Source organism: Ruminococcus bromii (genome assembly GCF_928721825.1).
Classification (GTDB): Bacteria; Bacillota; Clostridia; order Oscillospirales; family Acutalibacteraceae; genus Ruminococcoides; species Ruminococcoides bromii.
Genome location: NZ_CAKMVP010000003.1, coordinates 1,719,657 through 1,738,226, shown reverse-complemented (window position 1 = coordinate 1,738,226; position 18,570 = coordinate 1,719,657). Strand labels below are relative to the sequence as shown.

The window sequence follows — 18,570 nt, the reverse complement described above, 5'->3', positions numbered from 1 at the left end:
ATTCTACCAAAAATTATACCATCTTTATGCGATGTTCAAATTTATGGCGCTGTCGAGAGTGTTAATCGTCGCCTCCTTTGCGGTCTTGCGGCGGTTGATATATATTCTCTCGGTGCTGTTTACGCTTTCGTGTCCGAGCAAAACGGAAATGTCCTGAATCGGTACGCCGTTATCGTCGAGGATACTCGCCACAGAGTGACGAAAGCCGTGAATCGTACAATGCGGCAAGCCGGCGTTTTCGGTCAGACGATTTACAACTCTATTGATTGCACTGAGATTGACATACGGCTTTCCGAGAACGGTGCGCACAATGAAGTCGTGGCTTCTGTCGTAGCCGTTGCCAAGCAGTTTGGAGTATTCTTCTTGCCTTTGCTTTTCGGCTTTCAGCTCTCCGATCACAAAATCGTTTATCGGAATTTTGCGGTTACTGCTCTTTGTCTTTGGCGTTGTAGTTTGCATTGTCACGTTCTTGCGGCTGCCTGTTCTGCTCTTGTTGACGTTCAGGAGCTTTTTGTCAAAGTCTATATCCTCCCACGTTAAGGCGAGCAATTCGCCCTTTCTCAGCCCTGTATAAAGGGCTAAAAGCAGGAATATGTAGATGTGACTCTCGTGTTCCTTTGCATAAAGCAGGAGCTTCCTGACTTGATGTGCGTTGTATTCGGGAACGTCCTTCTTGATGCTGTGCGGAAATGACGGCATACGGCTTCTCGACACTGGATTCTCCTTGACGTAGTTGTTCTCGACGGCGTACTCATACGCCGATGACAGCACGCCACGGATATTCTTGACCGTTTTATATCCTAAACCGCCCTTGCCGTTTGACTTGCCGTGTTGAGAGAGAAACACAAAGTATTCGGTAAAGGATTCAGGCTTCATATCCCTGAATCTGTAGTGCTTCGGCTCAAAATACGGCTTGATTTTGCCGTTGACGGTTTTGTCGTAGGTTTCCCACGTTGAGAGCTTTATAATGCCCTCAATGCTTTTCAGCCACTTGTTGAGAAAGTCGGTAAAAAGTGCATTGTCGCATTCGAGATTTAATCCCTGATAGGCTGCAACAATCTCCCGCATTTTCTGATCCGCACGGCGCTTGTTGTTACCCTTGACGGGTATCTTGGTGGCAATCATTTTCTGTTTGCCGTCTACACGAAATTTAGCGTAGTAGTAATTGCCTTTTATAACTAAGCTTCCATCCAATTTTTTATTTGTCCTTTCTTTAGATTTTTGATTTAGTTTTCCGTAATAGCAGCTATAAAATTTATAACGCTTTGTTTCGGTACGATATATCTTTTTCCCACCCTGATATTCCGGATTTCGTTGCTTTTCAAGAGAGAGTATACTGAATTCTTCCCGATATGCAATATCTCCATTACATCTTCAATGGATAAAATCTCATCGTACTCAGCAAATATTTCTTTACTCATTTTACACCTTTCTTATTGGTTGAAAGCCCGCTGTGATAACAGAATATCACAACGAGCTATCAACTATCAAATGTGCGAACTAAAAAGCACTAAGCGGTAAGAAAATCAATAATGCTTTTCTTTGGAATGATATATCTTTTACCGACTTTTAAGGTATGGATTCTACCCGACTTCAGCAAGTCATAGACTGTAACCTTACTGAGATGCAGCATTTTTGATACATCATCAACCGATACCACATCATCGTATTCGGTAAACATTTCATATATGTTGTCAGCCATTCATAATCACCTCGCTTTCCTGTTTCTGTTTCGGACACGACGCTGATAATCGGCTTGCGCCAGCTTCATCATTCGCCGTTGAACTTCCTGCGGACTGCATTTTGGAAAATATTTACTCAGCTCGTCATACTGAAAGCTGATTTTCTCTCGCTGATTGGGTTTGTCCTCTGAGATAATCTTCTCGATTGTTTCGCTGTCAAGTCTGCCTGATTGCGAAAGCTTTTTCATTTGGATAGCCTGTGATAGCGAGGGCGTTTTGTCCTCCAGCTCTATCGCTTCAAGCAAATCCTGCTGCTCATATTCATCGAGATATGACAGCTCTACGCCTACGCTGAATGCAATACGTTCCTCGTCAACCATTTTCAATAGCTGCGGAATAAGATTTGTTAATCGTATGTAGCGCTGGATTTGATTTCGGCTTTCGCCACTCTCTCTTGCGATTAATTCATCTGTTCTCAACTTTGTCCCAACTTGGGACGAAGTTTTACCTTGATGTTTCATAGCTTCGAGCTTCATCTTATAGGCAAAAGCCTTCTCGCTCGGCAGGATATGCTCACGCTGTAGGTTAGCGTCAACCATAGCGATCACCGCTTCATCGTCCGTCATTTCTCTGACGATTACCGGGATAGTATCAAGTCCGAGCTTGCGGCACGCTTCCAAGCGGCGGTGACCTGAAATTAGTTCATAACCGCCGTCCGGCAGCGGTCTGGCGAGCAGCGGCGTTATCGTTCCGACCTTGCCGATGCTCTCGACAATCTTTGCCATATCCTCATTGTCCGCCACGGTAAACGGATGATTTCGGAATGGCTGTATTTCTTTGATGGGAATGCTTTGAACATCCTCTGTTGTTTGATATTTCAATAAGTGTTCTCCTTTCTCTACTTCCACTTGATCGGACTTTTCTCTGGTCGTAAAAACTCGCTCTCAATATTGCTGATAAAATACGCCCAGCGTTTTATTTCACGCTCGACGACGGTATCCTTGTCAACAACACCGAGTTGGTACGACCTTTCCAAAAGCTTTTGTGCTGTGTGGATCATTTCGTTTAGTGAGTTTATCGCCTGAAAGAATCTGTTATCCGGTCGCTCTCTCGGCTCATAGCCTTTGATTAACATTCGGATGACGCTTGACTGCGGTAAGCCTGTCAATACAACCTTTCTTCTGAATTCAGTTTCTTCCTCCGGTGTAAACCAAAATTGCTTTTTGATTCTGTTGCTCATTTCTTTCTCCTTCCTGTTTGGGGTATTAGGGTTCTCCCTAACAAGCTGCACTGCTTTTGCTCCGTTGGGAGTAAAAACAGTATGCTTGCTAAGACTGTGCACAGTTACCGAAGCTTGCGTGTTTGGGAGTACAAACACACTGCTTGCTAAGATTTGTCATGCATTCTTGAACTGTCAACAAATCTGTCACGCTATTCTCGTTTTTCACTGCGCCGATAACGATAGAGCTCGATGATTCTCTTTCGGTTCGTCCGTCTGAAACATACATCAATACCGTCACTGAAATACAAGTCGATACTATATTTGTTAAGCAGCTTCGTAACTGTATTTGGCGGTGTAGCGGTATCGTTCATAGCGTAAAGCAGGTCTGTAGCCGTTCCGAGCCAATGTGACTTGTCAGCCATAAAATATCTCAACCTTCCGAAAAAAGGATGCTCCTCGGTCAACTTCGGATAGCCTTCACTGTCAGGTTTTTGCAAGGCTTCGGCTACAATCAAATCCGCTTTCAACTTAGCTTCATTGTTCCTGTCCAATGACTTCCACCTTCTCCAGATAGATTTTGTTCAGACTACTTTCCGAATAAAAAAGTCGGAGCTTCGTACCGATTGGCATATAGTAAAATCCGAGGTAAGTCTGCCACCAGAAAATCGGTGTGATGATTTTCCTTCCGTCGTCGAGCGTGAGAAAAATGCGAATGGATTTCTTGTGTCCCTGCGCTTTCATTTCAAGCGTTCCGGTGAACTCTCCGACCTCCTCCATCATCTGATAGTTCGAGGTGTCGATCATCATTTCTCTCATCTCAACCAACGAAAAAACCTTTGCGTTGTCGTTCATTTGGTTCTCCTTTCCACTTTCCGAAAAAAGATAAATTCGCCGCCTATATAGGTAGGTGTGTTAAGGTAAACTTCTTCTTTTTCGGTTAGTTATTTTTTTATTTGTCTATTTAGTTATTTATATATAGGAGCTGCTTCTGTCGTTCACGCTGACGGCGCTTGCGTTCGGCTGACTTCTGCCGCTTGATTCGTTCGGCGCAATGATCGCAATAGCGTTTGTTGCGAGCCTTGGAATAAAAGCGTGAGCCGCAGCTCTGACAGCGCTTGTAGTCGTTGCCGCAGATCAGCCCCCGATACAGTTCCTTGTCGAGAGGAAGCACAGCATTCTTGAAATGGTTGCAGAAGATGTGATACTTGGAAATCAGCTGCACACAGGTATGCGTTTCTCCGTCGTCGAGCAACAGACAGTTGCCGTCCATACAGTTGCAGCACTCCCGCCTGACCAAGCGGCTGACCTTCCGAAACTGTCCTGCCTTAATTTCAATGAGCATTTGACCTCCTTTCCTGTCACGCTTAATAAGTCTGAAAATGCGATGGGAAATATAATTACTCTCCTTCGTGCGTTTTGTCGCTCAGAGGTCGCATTTTGAGCGGCTTATGAGAGCTGAAAAGCGTGACATCAAACTGTATGTTGTGTGTCAGCACTGCCAAAGCGTACTTTCCTGACAGGCAATCCTGCTCGACGCTGTGCCGTCAGCCTTCCGGCTGCGCTCGCTCCGTAGAGGTCGTGGCGATTTATCCTTCGCTTGGCAGCTATTCAGTTGTAGGTTTGTTTCGGCGGGTATCACATCCTTTCTAAATATCCCTTCACCCTATACGCAAAAAAATCAGGGAAATTATAAGCCTTTTCAAAAAGTTTTTTGAAAATCTGCTTCTTTTACAAAAAGGGCTCTTCGGTTTTGTTGATTATTCAGTTTTGTTTTTGTCCTCCATATATAAGGGAATGGGAAAACACTTTTTGCAACCGTTTTTAAGAATTTTTCAATGCCCTCCATTATGTATGGAGTGGGAAGGCGTGTTTTTCAGGGTAGCACTAAATGTTTTGTAGACTTGCATAAAACCGGTTCTTGGTTTTTGTGAATTACAACAAGTTGATTATTACCCCATCCACTTATACCCAATGGGAGAGGTCGAATTTTAAGTCTGTTTCAAAAATTTTTTGCAAAAAATAACGCCTGCTGAAAAGCAGACGATTAATTCATAAAAGATTTTACGAAATTGTATTCATTGTTACAAAAAAAGTCTCTGTTTGAAATTGAATAATCAGCATTAAAATGATATCATTATATCAAGATATTTTGATATCAAGTTGAGGTGAAGTCAGTGGATGAAAAAACAAAACAGGTACAAGTCCGTCTTACACCTGAAATGCACAGTAAGTTAAAAGGGACACTGGCTTTAAACGATCGAAAGCTTGTTGACTTTTTTAACGAAGCTGCCAAAGCTTATTTGACCGATAAATCAGCTTATGAAAAAATGATTGAAAAAATTTTAGGAGGAAAATAATATGCCTGAAACAAAAGTTATTGTAATTCCGGAAGGAAAGATTTGTGACTATGTTGACGGAAAATTCCGCAATGACACACCGGAGGAGTACGTTAGACAGACAATTGAAAAGCGTCTTGTTAATGAGCACAAGTATTCTCCTAAACAAATCCGAATTGAGTACACTTTGCAACTGGGTTCAAGAAAACCTCGTGCTGATATTGTTATTTTTGATAATTCAGATATTGAGCAAACTCAAAATAATATTAAGCTAATCATCGAGTGTAAGAAAGAAACAGTTGACGCTCGTAATGCAAAAGACGGCGTTGAACAATTGAAATCCTATATGTCAGCTTGTCCTAATTGCGAATGGGGTATGTGGACTAACGGAAAGCAAAAAGAAGTTTTTCACAAATATGTTGATGATAAAGGCAATCTTGCTTTTATGGATTACAATGACATTCCTTCTGCCGACGGCAATCTGGATGACATTAACCGTCCTAAAAGGTCTTCGCTGAAGAACGCCTATGATGATAATCTTCTTTTTGTGTTTAAAACCTGCCATAACCATATTCACGTCAATGACGGCTTGCAAAAGCAGCCTGCCTTTTTTGAGCTATTAAAGGTTATTTTCTGCAAAATAGAAGATGAGCGTAATATTCCTAAGCCGTTGGAGTTTTATACCACCTCCGAAGAACGTTCCAATCCTGATGGTCAGCTTACGGTTAGAAAACGAATTTCCAAGATTTTTGAAAGAGTCAAGAGAAAACACGGAAAGATTTTCGATGCCAATGATGAAATAAAGCTCTCTCCCCGTAGTCTTGCTTATATTGTTAGCGAACTTCAAAAATATAGTTTATTAAATACTAACATTGATATCAAAGGAAAAGCCTATGAAGAAATTGTAGGCGCTAATCTTCGAGGTGATCGAGGAGAATTTTTCACGCCGAGAAATGTTATGAAAATGGTTGTGGAAATGATTAATCCCCAAATTGATGAGAAGGTTTTGGACAGCTCCTGCGGAACCGGCGGATTTCTTGTAACCGCTATGACACACGTTATAGCACAGCTTGAAAAAGATTTCTCTAAGGATATTGGATGTGAAAGAAAAGATTGGGATAGCGATTCTGTCAGAGCTTTTCAAGATAGAATATCGGAAATGGCTGCTACCAATTTCTTTGGCTTTGACATAAATCCCGATCTTGTAAAAGCTACCAAAATGAATATGGTTATGAATAACGATGGAAGCGGTAATATTTTGCAAACCAACTCTTTATTACCGCCTCACGAGTGGAGCGATGACTTCAAAACAAAACTTGCAGAAGCGCTTGGTGTAAAGAAATCTGATATAAGAAACCACACCACCTTGGAATTTTTCAACGTAATCGTAACTAACCCGCCCTTTGGAAGCAAAATTCCGGTTAAAGACAAAAATGTACTTGAGCAATTTGAATTAGCGCACATTTGGGATAATGATAAAGCAAATAACAAATGGACGATGACAGAACGTTTGCAATCGTCTGTCCCTCCTGAAATCCTGTTCATTGAACGTTGTACTCAGTTGCTTGTCCCTGGCGGAAGAATGGGTATTGTTTTGCCTGATTCGATTCTCGGTTCACCGGGATTAGGCTACATCAGAGAGTGGCTGATTAAAAATCATCGAATCGTTGCCAGTGTCGATCTTCACGTTGATACTTTTCAGCCTCGTAACGGCACACAGACTTCTGTGTTGTTCCTGCAAAAGAAAACAGAAGAACAAAAGCAAACGGAAGAAACAAGCGGGACAATGGCTGACTACAATATATTTATGGCTATGGTTGAAAAGGTTGGTCACGATAAACGTGGTAATCCTATTTTCAAGCGTGATCCGGAAGGTAATGAAATACTCGTTCCCGATACAAACAGTGTTTTGGTTTTAGGTGAAACCAGCGAAGGCGATAAAACTGTCTCTCATCAGCAAAAAAAGAAAGTTGAGGATGACCAAACACCTGATGTTCCCGAGATTTTCGCAAAATGGAAGCAACAGGAGGGTATAGCGTGGTAAACAGTAATTTGGCACACAAATTAGATAATGAAAATACTATTGACGTTGAAACAAATGATATACCATTGAAATGGTGTTCAGTGTCTTTGTCTGATGTTATTTTTCGTGGTAAACGTCTTGAAGCAAGTGTTTTCGATGTAGAGGCAATACAAGCATTAGCACTGATTAATAATGGCAAATATAAAACGGTACCATTATACGGAGATCAAGGAATTGTCAACAAAGCACATTACGGCAGTAGATTAAAAAGGAACTATGTAACACCTGAACACGAGAACAGCATAGGATTTATCAGTAGTTCTGAAATGTTGGACATATATCCAAGACCTGTAAAATTTATGGTTGATGGAGAAAAAGTTCACGACTTGCATGTCAAAGAGGGAACCGTTCTGTTATCCCGTTCTGGAACAATAGGCAATGTGACTTTTGTAAATAAGACACTTTCAAAATTTCTTGTTAGTGAGCATGCAATTCGTTTGGAATGTACAGATAATTCTGGTTATGTATATACATTTCTAAAAACTAAAATTGGCAAAAAATTAGTTTGCTCAAATATTTACGGAGCTGTTATTCAGCAAATAGAACCAGCGCATCTGACAATGGTACCTGTGCCTGATGCACCAAAGGAAATCAAAGAAAGAATACATAATCTTATTGTCGAATCTTTCAAATTGCGTGATGAATCAAACGAATTAATTGACCAAGCGACAGCCTTACTTATTGATGAATTGAAGTTGCCATCTATAAGCGAGTTTAAACAAAATAATATAAAAAATTCTGCAAACGTAAATGCATTTAACGTTAAACTGAGTAATTTAGCCGGTCGTGTAGACGCTTCTTATCACTTACCTATCGTGGATGCGATTGTTAATCATCTACGCAAATATGCCGAAGAAGTTACAACAGTTGGTGATGAACGAATTAGTTCTGATATTATTCTTCCGGGCAGATTCAAAAGAGTTTATGTTGATGAGGGATTTGGTAGAGTGTTTATTGGCGGAAAACAGTTATGGGAGTTGGATCCAACTAACAAGAAATACCTGTCATTAACTCATCACGGCGATCGTATTTCCAAACAGTTGGAATTACACGAGAATATGACACTCATAACTTGTAGCGGTACCATTGGCAAGGTTGCGCTTGTTGGAAAGCATTGGGAAAATTGGACTGCAAATCAGCATATTATCAGAGTTGTGCCTGCTGATTTAAATATTGCAGGATATCTTAATATCTTTCTATCATCTGATTACGGAAATGTTTTAATTAGACGATTTACATATGGCTCTGTAGTAGACGAAATAGATAATAACCACGTTAGTCAAATTGCTATTCCTTTGCTCAAAAACAAAGATGTACAAAAACAAATCAATGATTTTGCTCTGGAAGCGAATCAGAAACGCTATAAAGCTTACAAATTAGAACAGCAAGCTCTTGATATAATGGACAATGAAGTGATTTTTGCAAAGTGAGGTGTATAAAATGCCCGGCTATAAAGATTGGATCGAACAAGCAGATATAAAAGTTGATTACTATTCAGCATTTATGAAGGCTTGGATAGCATTTAATGCCTGGTATAATTTCAGCGGTGAAATCCCATTGGGTACTGATAGAAAATGTATTGAGTATATCATTGAACACACCAACCGCTTTAAGACATACATAAATAATCTTTTGGCTAATACCGGCACAGAAAGTGATTCATTTAAAAGTAGCTTAGCCAAACTACACGAATCATTATTGGCGTCTTCGATAACTTCTCAAGAATACTTTGGTGTAGCTCAGATTATCTCATTTGCAGAAGTGCCAATAAAGAACACTAATAATCTGCACCAGTTTGATTACTATACTTATCACTATGTATGTAAGAGAGAGCACGGAAAACTAATAACTATTATTCAAAAATTGTCAGATCAGAGTGAAGTGTTTCGATATGAACAAGTAGGCTTTGATGAAAAGGAATTATCACAACAATCATCTTATAATTCATTAACCTTTACACAAAAACAAACTGTTCTTAGTTGCTACAGACAGTTAATTCCTTATCATAGGAAAAATGTCTTATGCATACATCCTAACCCAAACAACTCAAATGTTATAAAAATAGGCAATTATGATTTTATTAAAGATATTGAAGAGATAAGCAGAGCTATCATTACCGTATTGTATATGCTTCGCTGTTGCCTTGCACACGGCGATTTTACTCCGGATGCTCTTTCCCAAAATGTATATAGATATGCTTATGAAGTATTATTAGCCCCATTGAAAAAGTTAAAATAACACAACAAGCGTGTAAGCAGAATCAACTCCTGCTTACACGCTCATTTCATTTTATCTCTTGTTCAGTTTCATCAAACAGCGGACTGTCAAAGAATTGTCGAACGGTGATTTCAAAACCGTCGCAGAGTTTCTTGATCGACACCACGCCCGGATTCTGGCTCTTTTGGTTGAGCATACTGTAGATGGTTGACGGCGAAACGCCTGAAATATTTGCAAGGGCATTGACAGCAATGTTTCTCTCACGGCACAGCTCCAAAATGCGCTGCGCAACAGCTTCTTTTGTTCTCATAGCCTTCTCCTTTGCGATTTATCGTAATTCAATTCTACAAAAATGTGCGATAAATCGTGTGGGATATATCGCAATTATAAAGATTATGTGTTATAATTTACGATATATCCCACAAAGGAGATTATTATGTTTTCAGTTTATACGGTTTGCTTTTTCGGGCATCGTCAGATAGATGATTTTAGGATAGTTGAACAAAGGATTGAACGGCTAATAGATAAGTTGCTTAATGAACACGAATATGTCGAATTTCTCGTCGGACGTGACGGCGAGTTTGACCAACTTGTTACCTCTGCAATTCGACGTTGCAGAAAGCACTTGGATACAGCCAACTGCTCTGTCACTTGGGTTATGCCTTATCTGAAATCGGATTATATCAAGAACAGGAAATGCTATGATAACTACTACGATTCTGTTGAGGTCTGCGAGCAATCCGCTAATGCTCACCCGAAATCTGCTATTCAAATCCGAAACAGAGCAATGGTTGACCGTTCCGATTTGTGCGTTTTCTGCGTTACGCATAAGAGCGGCGGTGCTTATCAAACGCTTCGATACGCAAAAAAGTCAAGTTCAAATATCGTCAATCTTTTTGAATGATTCTACTTTTCGGTTACAGTTTTGTATTTCTGTATGAAGAAAGTTTGTGTTTAACCATTATGCTGTTATCATATATGATAATAAATCAGTGAGGTGATTTATATCAAAGTAAGTGATGATGTTGTTAAAAAGCGTCAAGCGATAATATCAAATATAGTTGAAATAAGGCTCGAAAAAGGGCTTTCTCAAACGCAATTGGCTAAACTCACCGGTATACACCGATCAAATATCTGTCGAATTGAAAGCGGACGTCAAAATATTTCGATTGATACTTTGATAAGAATATTTGATGCACTTGGCAAAAGTATTTTGATTGAAGTAATAGACAAATGAGATATGCTTTGCTATTCTGATAAGCAAAAAGCTGATGTAATCCAATACGGACTGCATCAGCTAAATTAATCACTCACATATATCGTATTTGTGATTCAACGCATCCATAACAACATCAATTAAATCAGATTTGACATCCTTCTTTTTAATATCTAGTTGTTTCAGCCAATCTTTATTCTTTTTGATTGACTTCCTTAACAGTTTTTTATCTCTCTCATTTAGATCAATTTTATATAACAAATTGCAAAGACATACTACCAGTTTTTTAGTATTATCATCTTTTGATTCTTTCAGTGGTTTTTCTCTCCAAGAAAGATATGCATTATAATCTTCTTCCGTATATTTTGCCTGTATTCCTATAATTGGGTTAACCAACAATTGAGTTGCTGACGACATTAAATTAACATATGCGCCCAACTCATACTGTTGTGCTTCTGTCATATTATTATAATCCAAGCCAAAAGAATTGATTCTATCAGTTGCTTTATGTAATTTTCCTGTTTCATCATCTATACGAACAATTCTCTCGTTTATCTCAACAATAGCTAAATCAAATGATTTGGTATCTCGCTCGCTAATCAGTGTAAAAATATCATTTAAATGATTTTTGTCAACTACCCTTTTCCAAATTAACAATCCGCTTGCAACAAGCGATGCAGCAGCTATTGCCCATCCAATTGGTCCTGCTAAAGCTAAAATTGCTTCACCGGCAGCCATTCCGCCACCACCTGCTGCAATAGCGCCACCGCCTAGCCAAGCTAAAGCTGCATTCGTTGCTGCGGCGCCACTCAAAGATGAAATAGCTGTTCCTGTAGAAGCTACACCAAATGTTGTTGCTACTCCCATAGCAGCTGTAGGTCCCAATGCAACAACTGCAACACCGAGTCCTGCACCGGCTACACCTACACTGGCTTGTTTTACCTGAGCTGCATTATAATCCTTTTCGATTTTTTCAGCCTGCTGCTTCCAATTTAGTCTAATCTTTTTGAGTTCATCATATTCTAACTTTTTATCCGAAGGAACATTTCTTATTCTATCAAATGCCTCTTGAATACCACTCAACTCAATATACAAGTTATTAGTGTATTTTCCTAACTCATCTATCCGTTCATTAGTTTTTTTAATAGCCTCTTCAGTTGTTTGTTGCGCAAGTTCTAGTTTTGACTGTTTTCTCTTATTCTTCATCTTTCATCACCATAAAATAATTATCAATATCTTCTTTTGTTTTTAAAATCTCACCATCCGGCACATTTCTCTTTTTTGCTAACTTGACAGACTTTTCAAATGCTTGCATATATAAATCACTATACTCAAAATCATCAACGAAGCTTAGCAAACTACTATCATCATATATTTCCGATAAAAGCTTTAATCCGTCAATATAATAATTAATTATTTCAGCTTTTCTTTCTAACAGATATGCTTCGTTTTCCAAACCTGATTTCTTTATTGTTCTTGTCATTTCACCATATAAAGAAATAGTAAGACGACCAATTCCAACAATATTTAATCGAAGGAAAAACTCTACCACATTAAAATAGCCGCCACCTGTGATAACTCCACGAATCACGGCATCACCTGCATCTATTAGACAAAATGTTCCGTGTGCAACTGTCAGCATTCGTTTTACCGTCACATTCGAAAACGGTTCACAAGTTTTCCAAAGAAGCGAAAAAGATCGTTCTTCTGCTTTAGTGGTCGAAATATACTTAACAAATCTGCGAATTGAATACATTAAGCGCACCATCAATTCATTTATAAGCACTGGAATTCCTTGTGTAGTTTGAAAACGTGAATCAAATCCTTTTTCGTATATTTGCAAAGCAAGATCGTTGACTGACTTATCAAATTCTGAGACAGGAATTTTCAGTTTTGTTTTGATTGCAATTATATCATTTGTCCAACACCATAACGGTGAGGGTATTCCCATTCCCCTGCCTTTGCTTCCGGAGGAACCTGATATATCAGATAATAAATGTCCCATCCAATTAGCAAATCCGCAAAACAACTTGCTAATATTGCTATTACCACGCAATTCAAAATTTCCGTCTGCTTCTTGTAATGAAATCAATTGTCCTTCCGAAACAAAATGGGATGTGTTAGCAAATTGATCAAGAATTGAAAAAAACAATCCTAATAAACTCGGATTATGAGCTAATGACTTAAAGTGATGGTTTCTCGGGCTTAGATTAAATATTTCACTTGCCGCATCACCAGCACCCCTTTGATCATATGGTATCTTAAACTTCTTCTCAAGGAACTTTATTGCTGATGAAGCAGAAGAATTATCTTTAGAATCCCAACCACACAATTTAGCAAAATCCCTTGTTCTATTTTCAATCCATTTGTCAGTAATATTGCCAAGTGGGGACTCACCCGGTTTTCCTACCAGAAACACGTCGATAACGCCACAAATCACGCCGCTCGATGCTGCCAATGCGTAATCAAGCTTATCACATTCAGGAGTCAAATTATTGACTGTTTCTATAGTTTCAGAAATAAATCTTTTGGTCTCCTGTAATTCCATTTCTGCATTCGATAAAGCATCAAATATTCTTGACAAAAAATCATATTTATTATCATCCACGGATAAATCCATTTCTACGTATATATCTTTTGCTTTATCTATAGTATTGTTATCATTCATAATATGCAAGACCTTATTATATAAAATTATCAAGTGCCAATATATAAAGTATTATACGTTAATTCAAAACGTCTTTCAATACGTTTGTTATCTTTTAATCATCTTTTCTATGGAAAGATAATTTATCCTTTTACCGACACAACATTAGGCTATAATGTTATACGGTATTGGCATATAGAAAAGCTGATGTAATTCAATTAAGAACTACATCAGCCTTCGTGTTAGTTATAGATTATTTCTGCATTGACGACTTCTCTCGCTCTTTGAGTGACATTGTTCATCTTGCGTACCCATCGTATTTGATTGGTGGCTTTTAACTGTTCGGTGCAGCTTTCCTCTTTTGCGAAAGCCTTTACAAGCTCGTCGTACATCTTCTGCGCCTGTTCATCAATGTCGGCAAGATATTCATTCAGTTTACATTTTGTGAGCAGGTTGGTGTAAAGAATCGGGCGGCTTCGTTTGATATAGCGAAGGCGTTGTTGTCCCCACAAACCGATTGGTCGCTTATCCTGTTCGGGCAGTGTTAAGTTCGGCAGCAAATAATCTCCTTGACGTGTATATGTAATCTCCATTATTAGACCTCCTTAATCTTGATTTTAGCTTTAGTGAACTTGATTATGAGTTCATCTATGATGTCGGTGTACTTACCTCGTGAAATGAGATCGTTTCTCAAATCAATCAGGCTGTTGATAACGGCTCTGCGTTCCTCTGATGTGAGGTAAATATGATATTTATCTCTCATAATTCAAACTCCGGTTTCAGAAAAAATTCAGCGGGCAATTCTTCTACCATTTTTCTACCAAAATTATACCAAAATGATTTTACATTATCATTTAAACTGTTATGCAGGGGTATCTGATTTCCAATCCAAAAACAGAATATAAAACTATATAACAGTGTGGGTGATTAAATAACATTTGATTAAATCCCCATTCCGCTTCAAGTCCTTCTGCCCCTGCCAATCAAAAACGGCTTAAACACTGCGTTTAAGCCGTTTTTTGATACATTTATAGTGTAGCAATATATTATGGCTTATAAAACATAGGAAATTGAGTATAATTTAAATTTCGCCTACTGAATTATTGTAATATTATTTATGATTAGGAGTTCAATTTATGATTTTTAAAACTTACGCACTTTTCTTGACAAAGGCGGACAAAAACGCTGTACCATAGAACTGCTTTTTTGCACAAATTGGGTCACATCTATTTACAACGCAGATGTCCGTTTTCATAAATGCATACACTGCCTCCGCAATAAGGGCACCGGACTGTCTGCGTTGATCTTAAGCTCTCCAGAAACAGTACGCTTTTATCTTTATTAGGGCTGATTCCTATATGTGTTCCTTTAAATCCTTGATTTTCAAATTCAACTTTGATATCATCTAAAGAGAGCATAGGTTTCTCTCCTCCATTGTTTGTTTCTTCAAATACAATTTTGGAGCTTCCTATGCTCTTTTTCAATATTTATTTTTGATTATCCCACATTTTTCCGTGATGGGGGAATTTTATACTCATATGCTTTAGCATAATAAAATCCGTGCAAAAGGCACATAACCGTCATCGTTCTCGGTTATGTGCCTTCCTGTTTTTGTAAGGCTGTTTTTTTCACAGCCACATAATTTTTATTAAAATCCGCAGAAAAACGGTTACGGTATTACTGCGCTATTGAAAAAAATTACTCGTAGAGCGGATATTTTTTGCAGATTTCTTCAACGCCTGCTCTAACCTTTTCCTTGCTGTTTTCATAGTCGTTAAGAACGAGGGTGATGTACTCGGCAATCTTGTCCATATCTTCCTCGTTAAGACCTCTTGTAGTAACAGCGGCAGTACCGATTCTTACACCGCTTGTTACGAACGGTGAACGGGGTTCGCCCGGAATTGTGTTCTTATTTACTGTGATGTAGCAATCGTCAAGACGAGCCTCAAGCTCCTTGCCGGTTACATCTGTGTCACGGAGATCCATAAGAAGAACGTGGTTGTCCGTACCGCCTGAAACAAGCTTGTTGCCTCTTTTGAGAAGTCCGTCTGCAAGAGCCTTACAGTTAGAAACAATCTTTTTGCCGTACTCCTTGAACTCAGGCTTTAATGCCTCGCCGAAGCAAACAGCCTTTGCGGCGATGATGTGCATAAGAGGACCGCCCTGTGTACCGGGGAAGATAGCCTTGTCAATCTGCTTTGCAAATTCTTCACGGCAGAGGATAAGACCGCCGCGAGGACCACGGAGAGTTTTGTGTGTTGTTGTTGTAACGAACTCACAATACGGAACAGGGTTCGGATGAACACCTGCGGCAACAAGACCTGCGATGTGAGCCATATCAACCATAAGATATGCACCTACTGCGTCGGCAATCTCACGGAGCTTTGCAAAATCGATGATTCTTGGGTAAGCAGACGCACCTGCAACAATCATCTTAGGCTTGCATTCCTTTGCAATTTCAAGAACCTTATCATAATCAATTCTGTGCGTTACGGGATCAACACCGTATGGAACAAAATTGAAGTATTTACCTGAAATATTAACAGGTGAACCGTGTGTAAGGTGACCGCCTTCGTTAAGGTTCATACCCATTACCGTATCACCGGGATTAAGCATTGCAAAATATACCGCTGTGTTAGCCTGAGCGCCTGAGTGAGGCTGAACATTTGCATGTTCGGCACCAAAAAGCTCACACGCACGCTGACGGGCAATTTCTTCAACTACATCAACGCACTGACAACCGCCGTAGTATCTCTTTCCCGGATAACCCTCGGCATATTTGTTTGTGAGCAGGCTGCCCATTGCAGCCATAACTGCCGGAGAAACGATGTTTTCACTTGCGATAAGTTCAAGGTTTCTGCGCTGTCTTTTAAGCTCGTCTGTCATTGCGTTACCGATTGCGGGATCGTACTCGTTGAGGTAATCAAGAGTAGCGATATTTGTTTTTTCACTCATTGTTACATTCCCCTTATATTTTTATTTTAGAATACTGTGTATCCTGTTTAAATTTATGTCATTGCAACGAAAGGGCTTTTTGCCTTAATTCGTACAAATCATCAAGCGTTTTAATTTTTCCTGCTTCGTTTCTCAAAGCTGCCGCACCCTTTATGCCCTTGAAATAGCCGACTACAAGCTTTCTTGCCTGAAGCATTGCCATATGCTCACCCTTGTATTCAACCATTTTGCCGATATGTTCAATCATTACACCGAGCCTTTCTTCAAGGTCGGGAGTGTGAATTTTAACATTCGGGTTTTCAAGGTATGCGTTAATCTGCGAGAAAATCCACGGATTCCCGAGCGTTGCCCTGCCGATCATAACAAGGTCACAGCTCGTGATGTCCATAACCTCCTTTGCCTTTTCGGCACTGTCGATGTCGCCGTTTGCTATTACTGGAACGCTGACGGATTCTCTTACAGCCCTTATGATACCGTAATCAACGGGAGGCTTGTAATACTGCTGTCTTGTTCTGCCGTGAACGGTGATTGCCGCCGCACCTGCCGATTCGCAGATTTTTGCAACTTCAACGGCATTTACGCTGTCATCGTCCCAACCCTTGCGGATTTTTACGGTTACGGGGGTGTCGGTAACGGCTGTCACAGCCTTGACGATTTCTCCGCAAAGCCAAGGATTTTTCATCAATGCACTTCCGCTGCCGTTTGAGCTTATCTTCGGAGCGGGGCATCCCATATTGATGTCAATTATATCGGGTTTGTTTTCAAGTGCGTGCTTTGCGGCATTAGCCATACATTTCGGGTCATCACCGAAAATCTGAATTCCGCAAGGACGCTCCAAGTCTGAAATTTCCATCAGCTCCTCGCTCTTTTTACTGTTGAAAGAAAGCGCCTTTGAGCTGACCATTTCGCTTACGCAGTATGCCGCACCGAATCTTACGCAAAGCTCACGGTAAGCCCTGTCGCTTACACCTGCCATAGGAGCAAGAACTGCGTGGGATTTCAGCGAAACGCCGCCGATGTTGAGATTGTTCATATTTTTATTTTTACACATTTAATGCTGTTACCTTATTCTTTTTCTTGCACCGACTTTTGTGCTGATCATCACAACCGCAATTACAACTATCCCAAGACCTACGCAAATCCACGAAACAATTCCCGCCGTGTAGCTTGTGGAATACTTTTTTTCGCTGACTGTTTTTGCGATTGTCGGCGCCTGAAATTCCGTTGAATCGGTCGCCTGAGTTTCAACATACTGATTCTGATACTGCGTTTCTTCCTGTACCGGAGCTTCTGTTGTTTCAGGCTGAACATACTCAGTTGTGGGTTCTTCCGTTTCGGGCGCAACATACTCGGTCGTAGGCGCTTCGGTATACACAGGCTCGGTATAAATCGGCTCTGTGTATTGCGGTTCGGTTTCATCGGGAACATACTCCGTCACAACAGGCTCTGGCTGTGAGTCGGGAACCTGCGGATCGTCCTCTCCTACCGCAAAGGCTGTTATTGAACAAACCGACAGTGCAAGAACCGCAAGCAAGGTCGGAAGTATTCTTTTCCTAAAAATTTTCTTAAAATCTGACTTCATATTTAATACCCCGTTCGTTTTGCGTGGCACACATTTTCATACATATACTACGATTATAGCAAAAGCAAGCGTTCATTGCAAGATTTCAGACAATTTTTCTGCACACATTTAATGCTCAAACAACAAAAAGTCGGAAAACCGATTGCAAAACCGATTTTCCGACTTGATTATTATGTCAAATTTTTGAGCGTTTTTTAGCCTTTGGCATAACAAGGCTGTAGCTTTCGTCAATCAGCGGAAAGATTTCTTCCTTGCTCACAGAGCCGTCAAGCAAAATACTTATCCACTTGTCCTTGTTCATATGATAGGCAGGCAGAAATCCGTTTTTTAATCTGAGTGAGCCGACAAGAATCGGGTCGCACTTGACATTCATCACATCAATAAAGCCCTCACCGTCAAGCCCTAAAATCTGCCTTTTGACACGCATAACTATTGCGTACCATTTGCCCGACATCATATTCCGCAGAACCGCATTATCGGGACTGTTCTCCCACGGATATTCGGGTTCTGTTCCGTATGTGCTAAGGGCATAGTTTAAAATTACATCTCTGTTAATAGAATTATCATCGTATGCCATTAAGCCTTAACTCCTGTTTTTTCTTGATAAGTAAAATATATTCCTGCATTGTG

General features: G+C 40.0%; 23 protein-coding genes. 6 read left to right on the top strand and 17 right to left on the bottom strand.

The window, feature by feature from the left end; translation table 11 throughout:
* Positions 1 to 24: 24 nt before the first annotated feature.
* The 8 genes from QDI94_RS08645 to QDI94_RS08610 form a co-directional block, all read right to left on the bottom strand.
* Complete coding sequence (locus QDI94_RS08645; RefSeq protein WP_278868337.1) at positions 25 to 1,194, bottom strand: tyrosine-type recombinase/integrase; 1,170 nt, start codon at positions 1,192 to 1,194, stop codon at positions 25 to 27.
* A 32-nt stretch (positions 1,195 to 1,226) separates the two neighbouring features.
* Positions 1,227 to 1,421: a helix-turn-helix domain-containing protein gene (locus tag QDI94_RS08640; RefSeq protein ID WP_278868335.1), complete on the bottom strand. Its 195-nt coding sequence runs from the start codon at positions 1,419 to 1,421 to the stop codon at positions 1,227 to 1,229.
* A gap of 89 nt (positions 1,422 to 1,510) precedes the next feature.
* Entirely contained in the window at positions 1,511 to 1,702 is a 192-nt protein-coding gene (locus QDI94_RS08635; protein WP_278868334.1) for a helix-turn-helix domain-containing protein, read from the bottom strand.
* Positions 1,703 to 1,708: 6 nt separating this feature from the next.
* A complete protein-coding gene (locus QDI94_RS08630; protein WP_278868332.1) occupies positions 1,709 to 2,563 on the bottom strand; it encodes a ParB/RepB/Spo0J family partition protein in 855 nt (284 codons plus the stop codon).
* 17 nt (positions 2,564 to 2,580) lie between these two features.
* Positions 2,581 to 2,922, bottom strand: a complete 342-nt coding sequence (locus QDI94_RS08625) for a hypothetical protein (RefSeq protein ID WP_278868330.1) — start codon at positions 2,920 to 2,922, stop codon at positions 2,581 to 2,583.
* 191 nt (positions 2,923 to 3,113) lie between these two features.
* Positions 3,114 to 3,455, bottom strand: a complete 342-nt coding sequence (locus QDI94_RS08620) for a hypothetical protein (protein WP_278868328.1) — start codon at positions 3,453 to 3,455, stop codon at positions 3,114 to 3,116.
* Positions 3,439 to 3,756 carry a hypothetical protein gene (locus QDI94_RS08615; RefSeq protein WP_278868326.1) on the bottom strand — a complete coding sequence of 106 codons (318 nt, stop codon included), beginning with the start codon at positions 3,754 to 3,756 and terminating at the stop codon, positions 3,439 to 3,441. Before QDI94_RS08615 ends, QDI94_RS08620 begins: the two co-directional genes overlap by 17 nt.
* A 109-nt stretch (positions 3,757 to 3,865) precedes the next feature.
* Positions 3,866 to 4,246 carry a cysteine-rich VLP domain-containing protein gene (locus QDI94_RS08610; protein WP_278868324.1) on the bottom strand — a complete coding sequence of 127 codons (381 nt, stop codon included), beginning with the start codon at positions 4,244 to 4,246 and terminating at the stop codon, positions 3,866 to 3,868.
* Between the two features lie 832 nt (positions 4,247 to 5,078).
* Here QDI94_RS08610 and QDI94_RS08605 point away from each other — a divergent pair.
* The 4 genes from QDI94_RS08605 to QDI94_RS08590 are packed head-to-tail and all read left to right on the top strand — an operon-like array spanning position 5,079 to position 9,561.
* Positions 5,079 to 5,261: a hypothetical protein gene (locus tag QDI94_RS08605; protein ID WP_278868322.1), complete on the top strand. Its 183-nt coding sequence runs from the start codon at positions 5,079 to 5,081 to the stop codon at positions 5,259 to 5,261.
* Between the two features lies 1 nt (position 5,262).
* Entirely contained in the window at positions 5,263 to 7,284 is a 2,022-nt protein-coding gene (locus QDI94_RS08600) for an N-6 DNA methylase (protein ID WP_278868320.1), read from the top strand.
* Positions 7,278 to 8,753 (top strand): restriction endonuclease subunit S domain-containing protein, encoded by a 1,476-nt coding sequence (locus tag QDI94_RS08595; RefSeq protein ID WP_278868319.1) that lies wholly within the window; start codon positions 7,278 to 7,280, stop codon positions 8,751 to 8,753. Before QDI94_RS08600 ends, QDI94_RS08595 begins: the two co-directional genes overlap by 7 nt.
* Before the next feature lie 10 nt (positions 8,754 to 8,763).
* Positions 8,764 to 9,561 (top strand): hypothetical protein, encoded by a 798-nt coding sequence (locus QDI94_RS08590; RefSeq protein WP_278868318.1) that lies wholly within the window; start codon positions 8,764 to 8,766, stop codon positions 9,559 to 9,561.
* Between the two features lie 46 nt (positions 9,562 to 9,607).
* Here QDI94_RS08590 and QDI94_RS08585 read toward each other — a convergent pair whose 3' ends face one another.
* A complete protein-coding gene (locus tag QDI94_RS08585) occupies positions 9,608 to 9,850 on the bottom strand; it encodes a helix-turn-helix domain-containing protein (RefSeq protein ID WP_278868317.1) in 243 nt (80 codons plus the stop codon).
* A 126-nt stretch (positions 9,851 to 9,976) separates the two neighbouring features.
* On the opposite strand from QDI94_RS08585, the gene QDI94_RS08580 reads away from it, so the two are divergent.
* The gene (locus tag QDI94_RS08580) at positions 9,977 to 10,444 is read left to right on the top strand and encodes a hypothetical protein (RefSeq protein ID WP_101029712.1); all 468 of its coding nucleotides are present in this window, start codon (positions 9,977 to 9,979) and stop codon (positions 10,442 to 10,444) included.
* A gap of 93 nt (positions 10,445 to 10,537) precedes the next feature.
* Entirely contained in the window at positions 10,538 to 10,777 is a 240-nt protein-coding gene (locus QDI94_RS09865) for a helix-turn-helix domain-containing protein (protein ID WP_341460967.1), read from the top strand.
* Positions 10,778 to 10,846: 69 nt separating this feature from the next.
* On the opposite strand, the gene QDI94_RS08575 is transcribed toward QDI94_RS09865, so the two are convergent.
* The 8 genes from QDI94_RS08575 to QDI94_RS08540 all read right to left on the bottom strand — a co-directional run bounded on the left by QDI94_RS08575 (position 10,847) and on the right by QDI94_RS08540 (position 18,517).
* Positions 10,847 to 11,962, bottom strand: a complete 1,116-nt coding sequence (locus QDI94_RS08575) for a hypothetical protein (RefSeq protein WP_278868316.1) — start codon at positions 11,960 to 11,962, stop codon at positions 10,847 to 10,849.
* Positions 11,952 to 13,424 carry a hypothetical protein gene (locus QDI94_RS08570; protein WP_278868315.1) on the bottom strand — a complete coding sequence of 491 codons (1,473 nt, stop codon included), beginning with the start codon at positions 13,422 to 13,424 and terminating at the stop codon, positions 11,952 to 11,954. The genes QDI94_RS08575 and QDI94_RS08570 overlap by 11 nt, the downstream gene beginning before the upstream one ends.
* A gap of 221 nt (positions 13,425 to 13,645) precedes the next feature.
* The gene (locus QDI94_RS08565; protein WP_278868314.1) at positions 13,646 to 13,996 is read right to left on the bottom strand and encodes a TnpV protein; all 351 of its coding nucleotides are present in this window, start codon (positions 13,994 to 13,996) and stop codon (positions 13,646 to 13,648) included.
* Positions 13,997 to 13,998: 2 nt separating this feature from the next.
* A complete protein-coding gene (locus tag QDI94_RS08560) occupies positions 13,999 to 14,166 on the bottom strand; it encodes a hypothetical protein (protein WP_278868313.1) in 168 nt (55 codons plus the stop codon).
* 935 nt (positions 14,167 to 15,101) lie between these two features.
* Entirely contained in the window at positions 15,102 to 16,358 is a 1,257-nt protein-coding gene (gene glyA / locus QDI94_RS08555) for a serine hydroxymethyltransferase (RefSeq protein WP_278868312.1), read from the bottom strand.
* A gap of 58 nt (positions 16,359 to 16,416) precedes the next feature.
* Entirely contained in the window at positions 16,417 to 17,409 is a 993-nt protein-coding gene (dusB, locus tag QDI94_RS08550; protein WP_278868311.1) for a tRNA dihydrouridine synthase DusB, read from the bottom strand.
* Positions 17,410 to 17,418: 9 nt separating this feature from the next.
* Positions 17,419 to 17,940, bottom strand: a complete 522-nt coding sequence (locus QDI94_RS08545) for a hypothetical protein (protein ID WP_278868310.1) — start codon at positions 17,938 to 17,940, stop codon at positions 17,419 to 17,421.
* 175 nt (positions 17,941 to 18,115) lie between these two features.
* A complete protein-coding gene (locus QDI94_RS08540) occupies positions 18,116 to 18,517 on the bottom strand; it encodes an MmcQ/YjbR family DNA-binding protein (RefSeq protein ID WP_278868309.1) in 402 nt (133 codons plus the stop codon).
* Positions 18,518 to 18,570 lie beyond the last annotated feature (53 nt).

Excerpts from the sequence above, each read along its gene's own strand:
- QDI94_RS08640 (WP_278868335.1), bottom strand. The coding sequence starts at position 1,421 with ATGAGTAAAGAAATATTTGCTGAGTACGATGAGATTTTATCCATTGAA.
- QDI94_RS08635 (WP_278868334.1), bottom strand. The coding sequence starts at position 1,702 with ATGGCTGACAACATATATGAAATGTTTACCGAATACGATGATGTGGTA.
- QDI94_RS08625 (WP_278868330.1), bottom strand. The coding sequence starts at position 2,922 with ATGAGCAACAGAATCAAAAAGCAATTTTGGTTTACACCGGAGGAAGAA.
- QDI94_RS08615 (WP_278868326.1), bottom strand. The coding sequence starts at position 3,756 with ATGAACGACAACGCAAAGGTTTTTTCGTTGGTTGAGATGAGAGAAATG.
- QDI94_RS08610 (WP_278868324.1), bottom strand. The coding sequence starts at position 4,246 with ATGCTCATTGAAATTAAGGCAGGACAGTTTCGGAAGGTCAGCCGCTTG.
- QDI94_RS08600 (WP_278868320.1), top strand. The coding sequence starts at position 5,263 with ATGCCTGAAACAAAAGTTATTGTAATTCCGGAAGGAAAGATTTGTGAC.
- QDI94_RS08590 (WP_278868318.1), top strand. The coding sequence starts at position 8,764 with ATGCCCGGCTATAAAGATTGGATCGAACAAGCAGATATAAAAGTTGAT.
- QDI94_RS08585 (WP_278868317.1), bottom strand. The coding sequence starts at position 9,850 with ATGAGAACAAAAGAAGCTGTTGCGCAGCGCATTTTGGAGCTGTGCCGT.
- QDI94_RS08580 (WP_101029712.1), top strand. The coding sequence starts at position 9,977 with ATGTTTTCAGTTTATACGGTTTGCTTTTTCGGGCATCGTCAGATAGAT.
- QDI94_RS08575 (WP_278868316.1), bottom strand. The coding sequence starts at position 11,962 with ATGAAGAATAAGAGAAAACAGTCAAAACTAGAACTTGCGCAACAAACA.
- QDI94_RS08570 (WP_278868315.1), bottom strand. The coding sequence starts at position 13,424 with ATGAATGATAACAATACTATAGATAAAGCAAAAGATATATACGTAGAA.
- QDI94_RS08565 (WP_278868314.1), bottom strand. The coding sequence starts at position 13,996 with ATGGAGATTACATATACACGTCAAGGAGATTATTTGCTGCCGAACTTA.
- QDI94_RS08560 (WP_278868313.1), bottom strand. The coding sequence starts at position 14,166 with ATGAGAGATAAATATCATATTTACCTCACATCAGAGGAACGCAGAGCC.
- glyA (WP_278868312.1), bottom strand. The coding sequence starts at position 16,358 with ATGAGTGAAAAAACAAATATCGCTACTCTTGATTACCTCAACGAGTAC.
- dusB (WP_278868311.1), bottom strand. The coding sequence starts at position 17,409 with ATGTGTAAAAATAAAAATATGAACAATCTCAACATCGGCGGCGTTTCG.
- QDI94_RS08545 (WP_278868310.1), bottom strand. The coding sequence starts at position 17,940 with ATGAAGTCAGATTTTAAGAAAATTTTTAGGAAAAGAATACTTCCGACC.
- QDI94_RS08540 (WP_278868309.1), bottom strand. The coding sequence starts at position 18,517 with ATGGCATACGATGATAATTCTATTAACAGAGATGTAATTTTAAACTAT.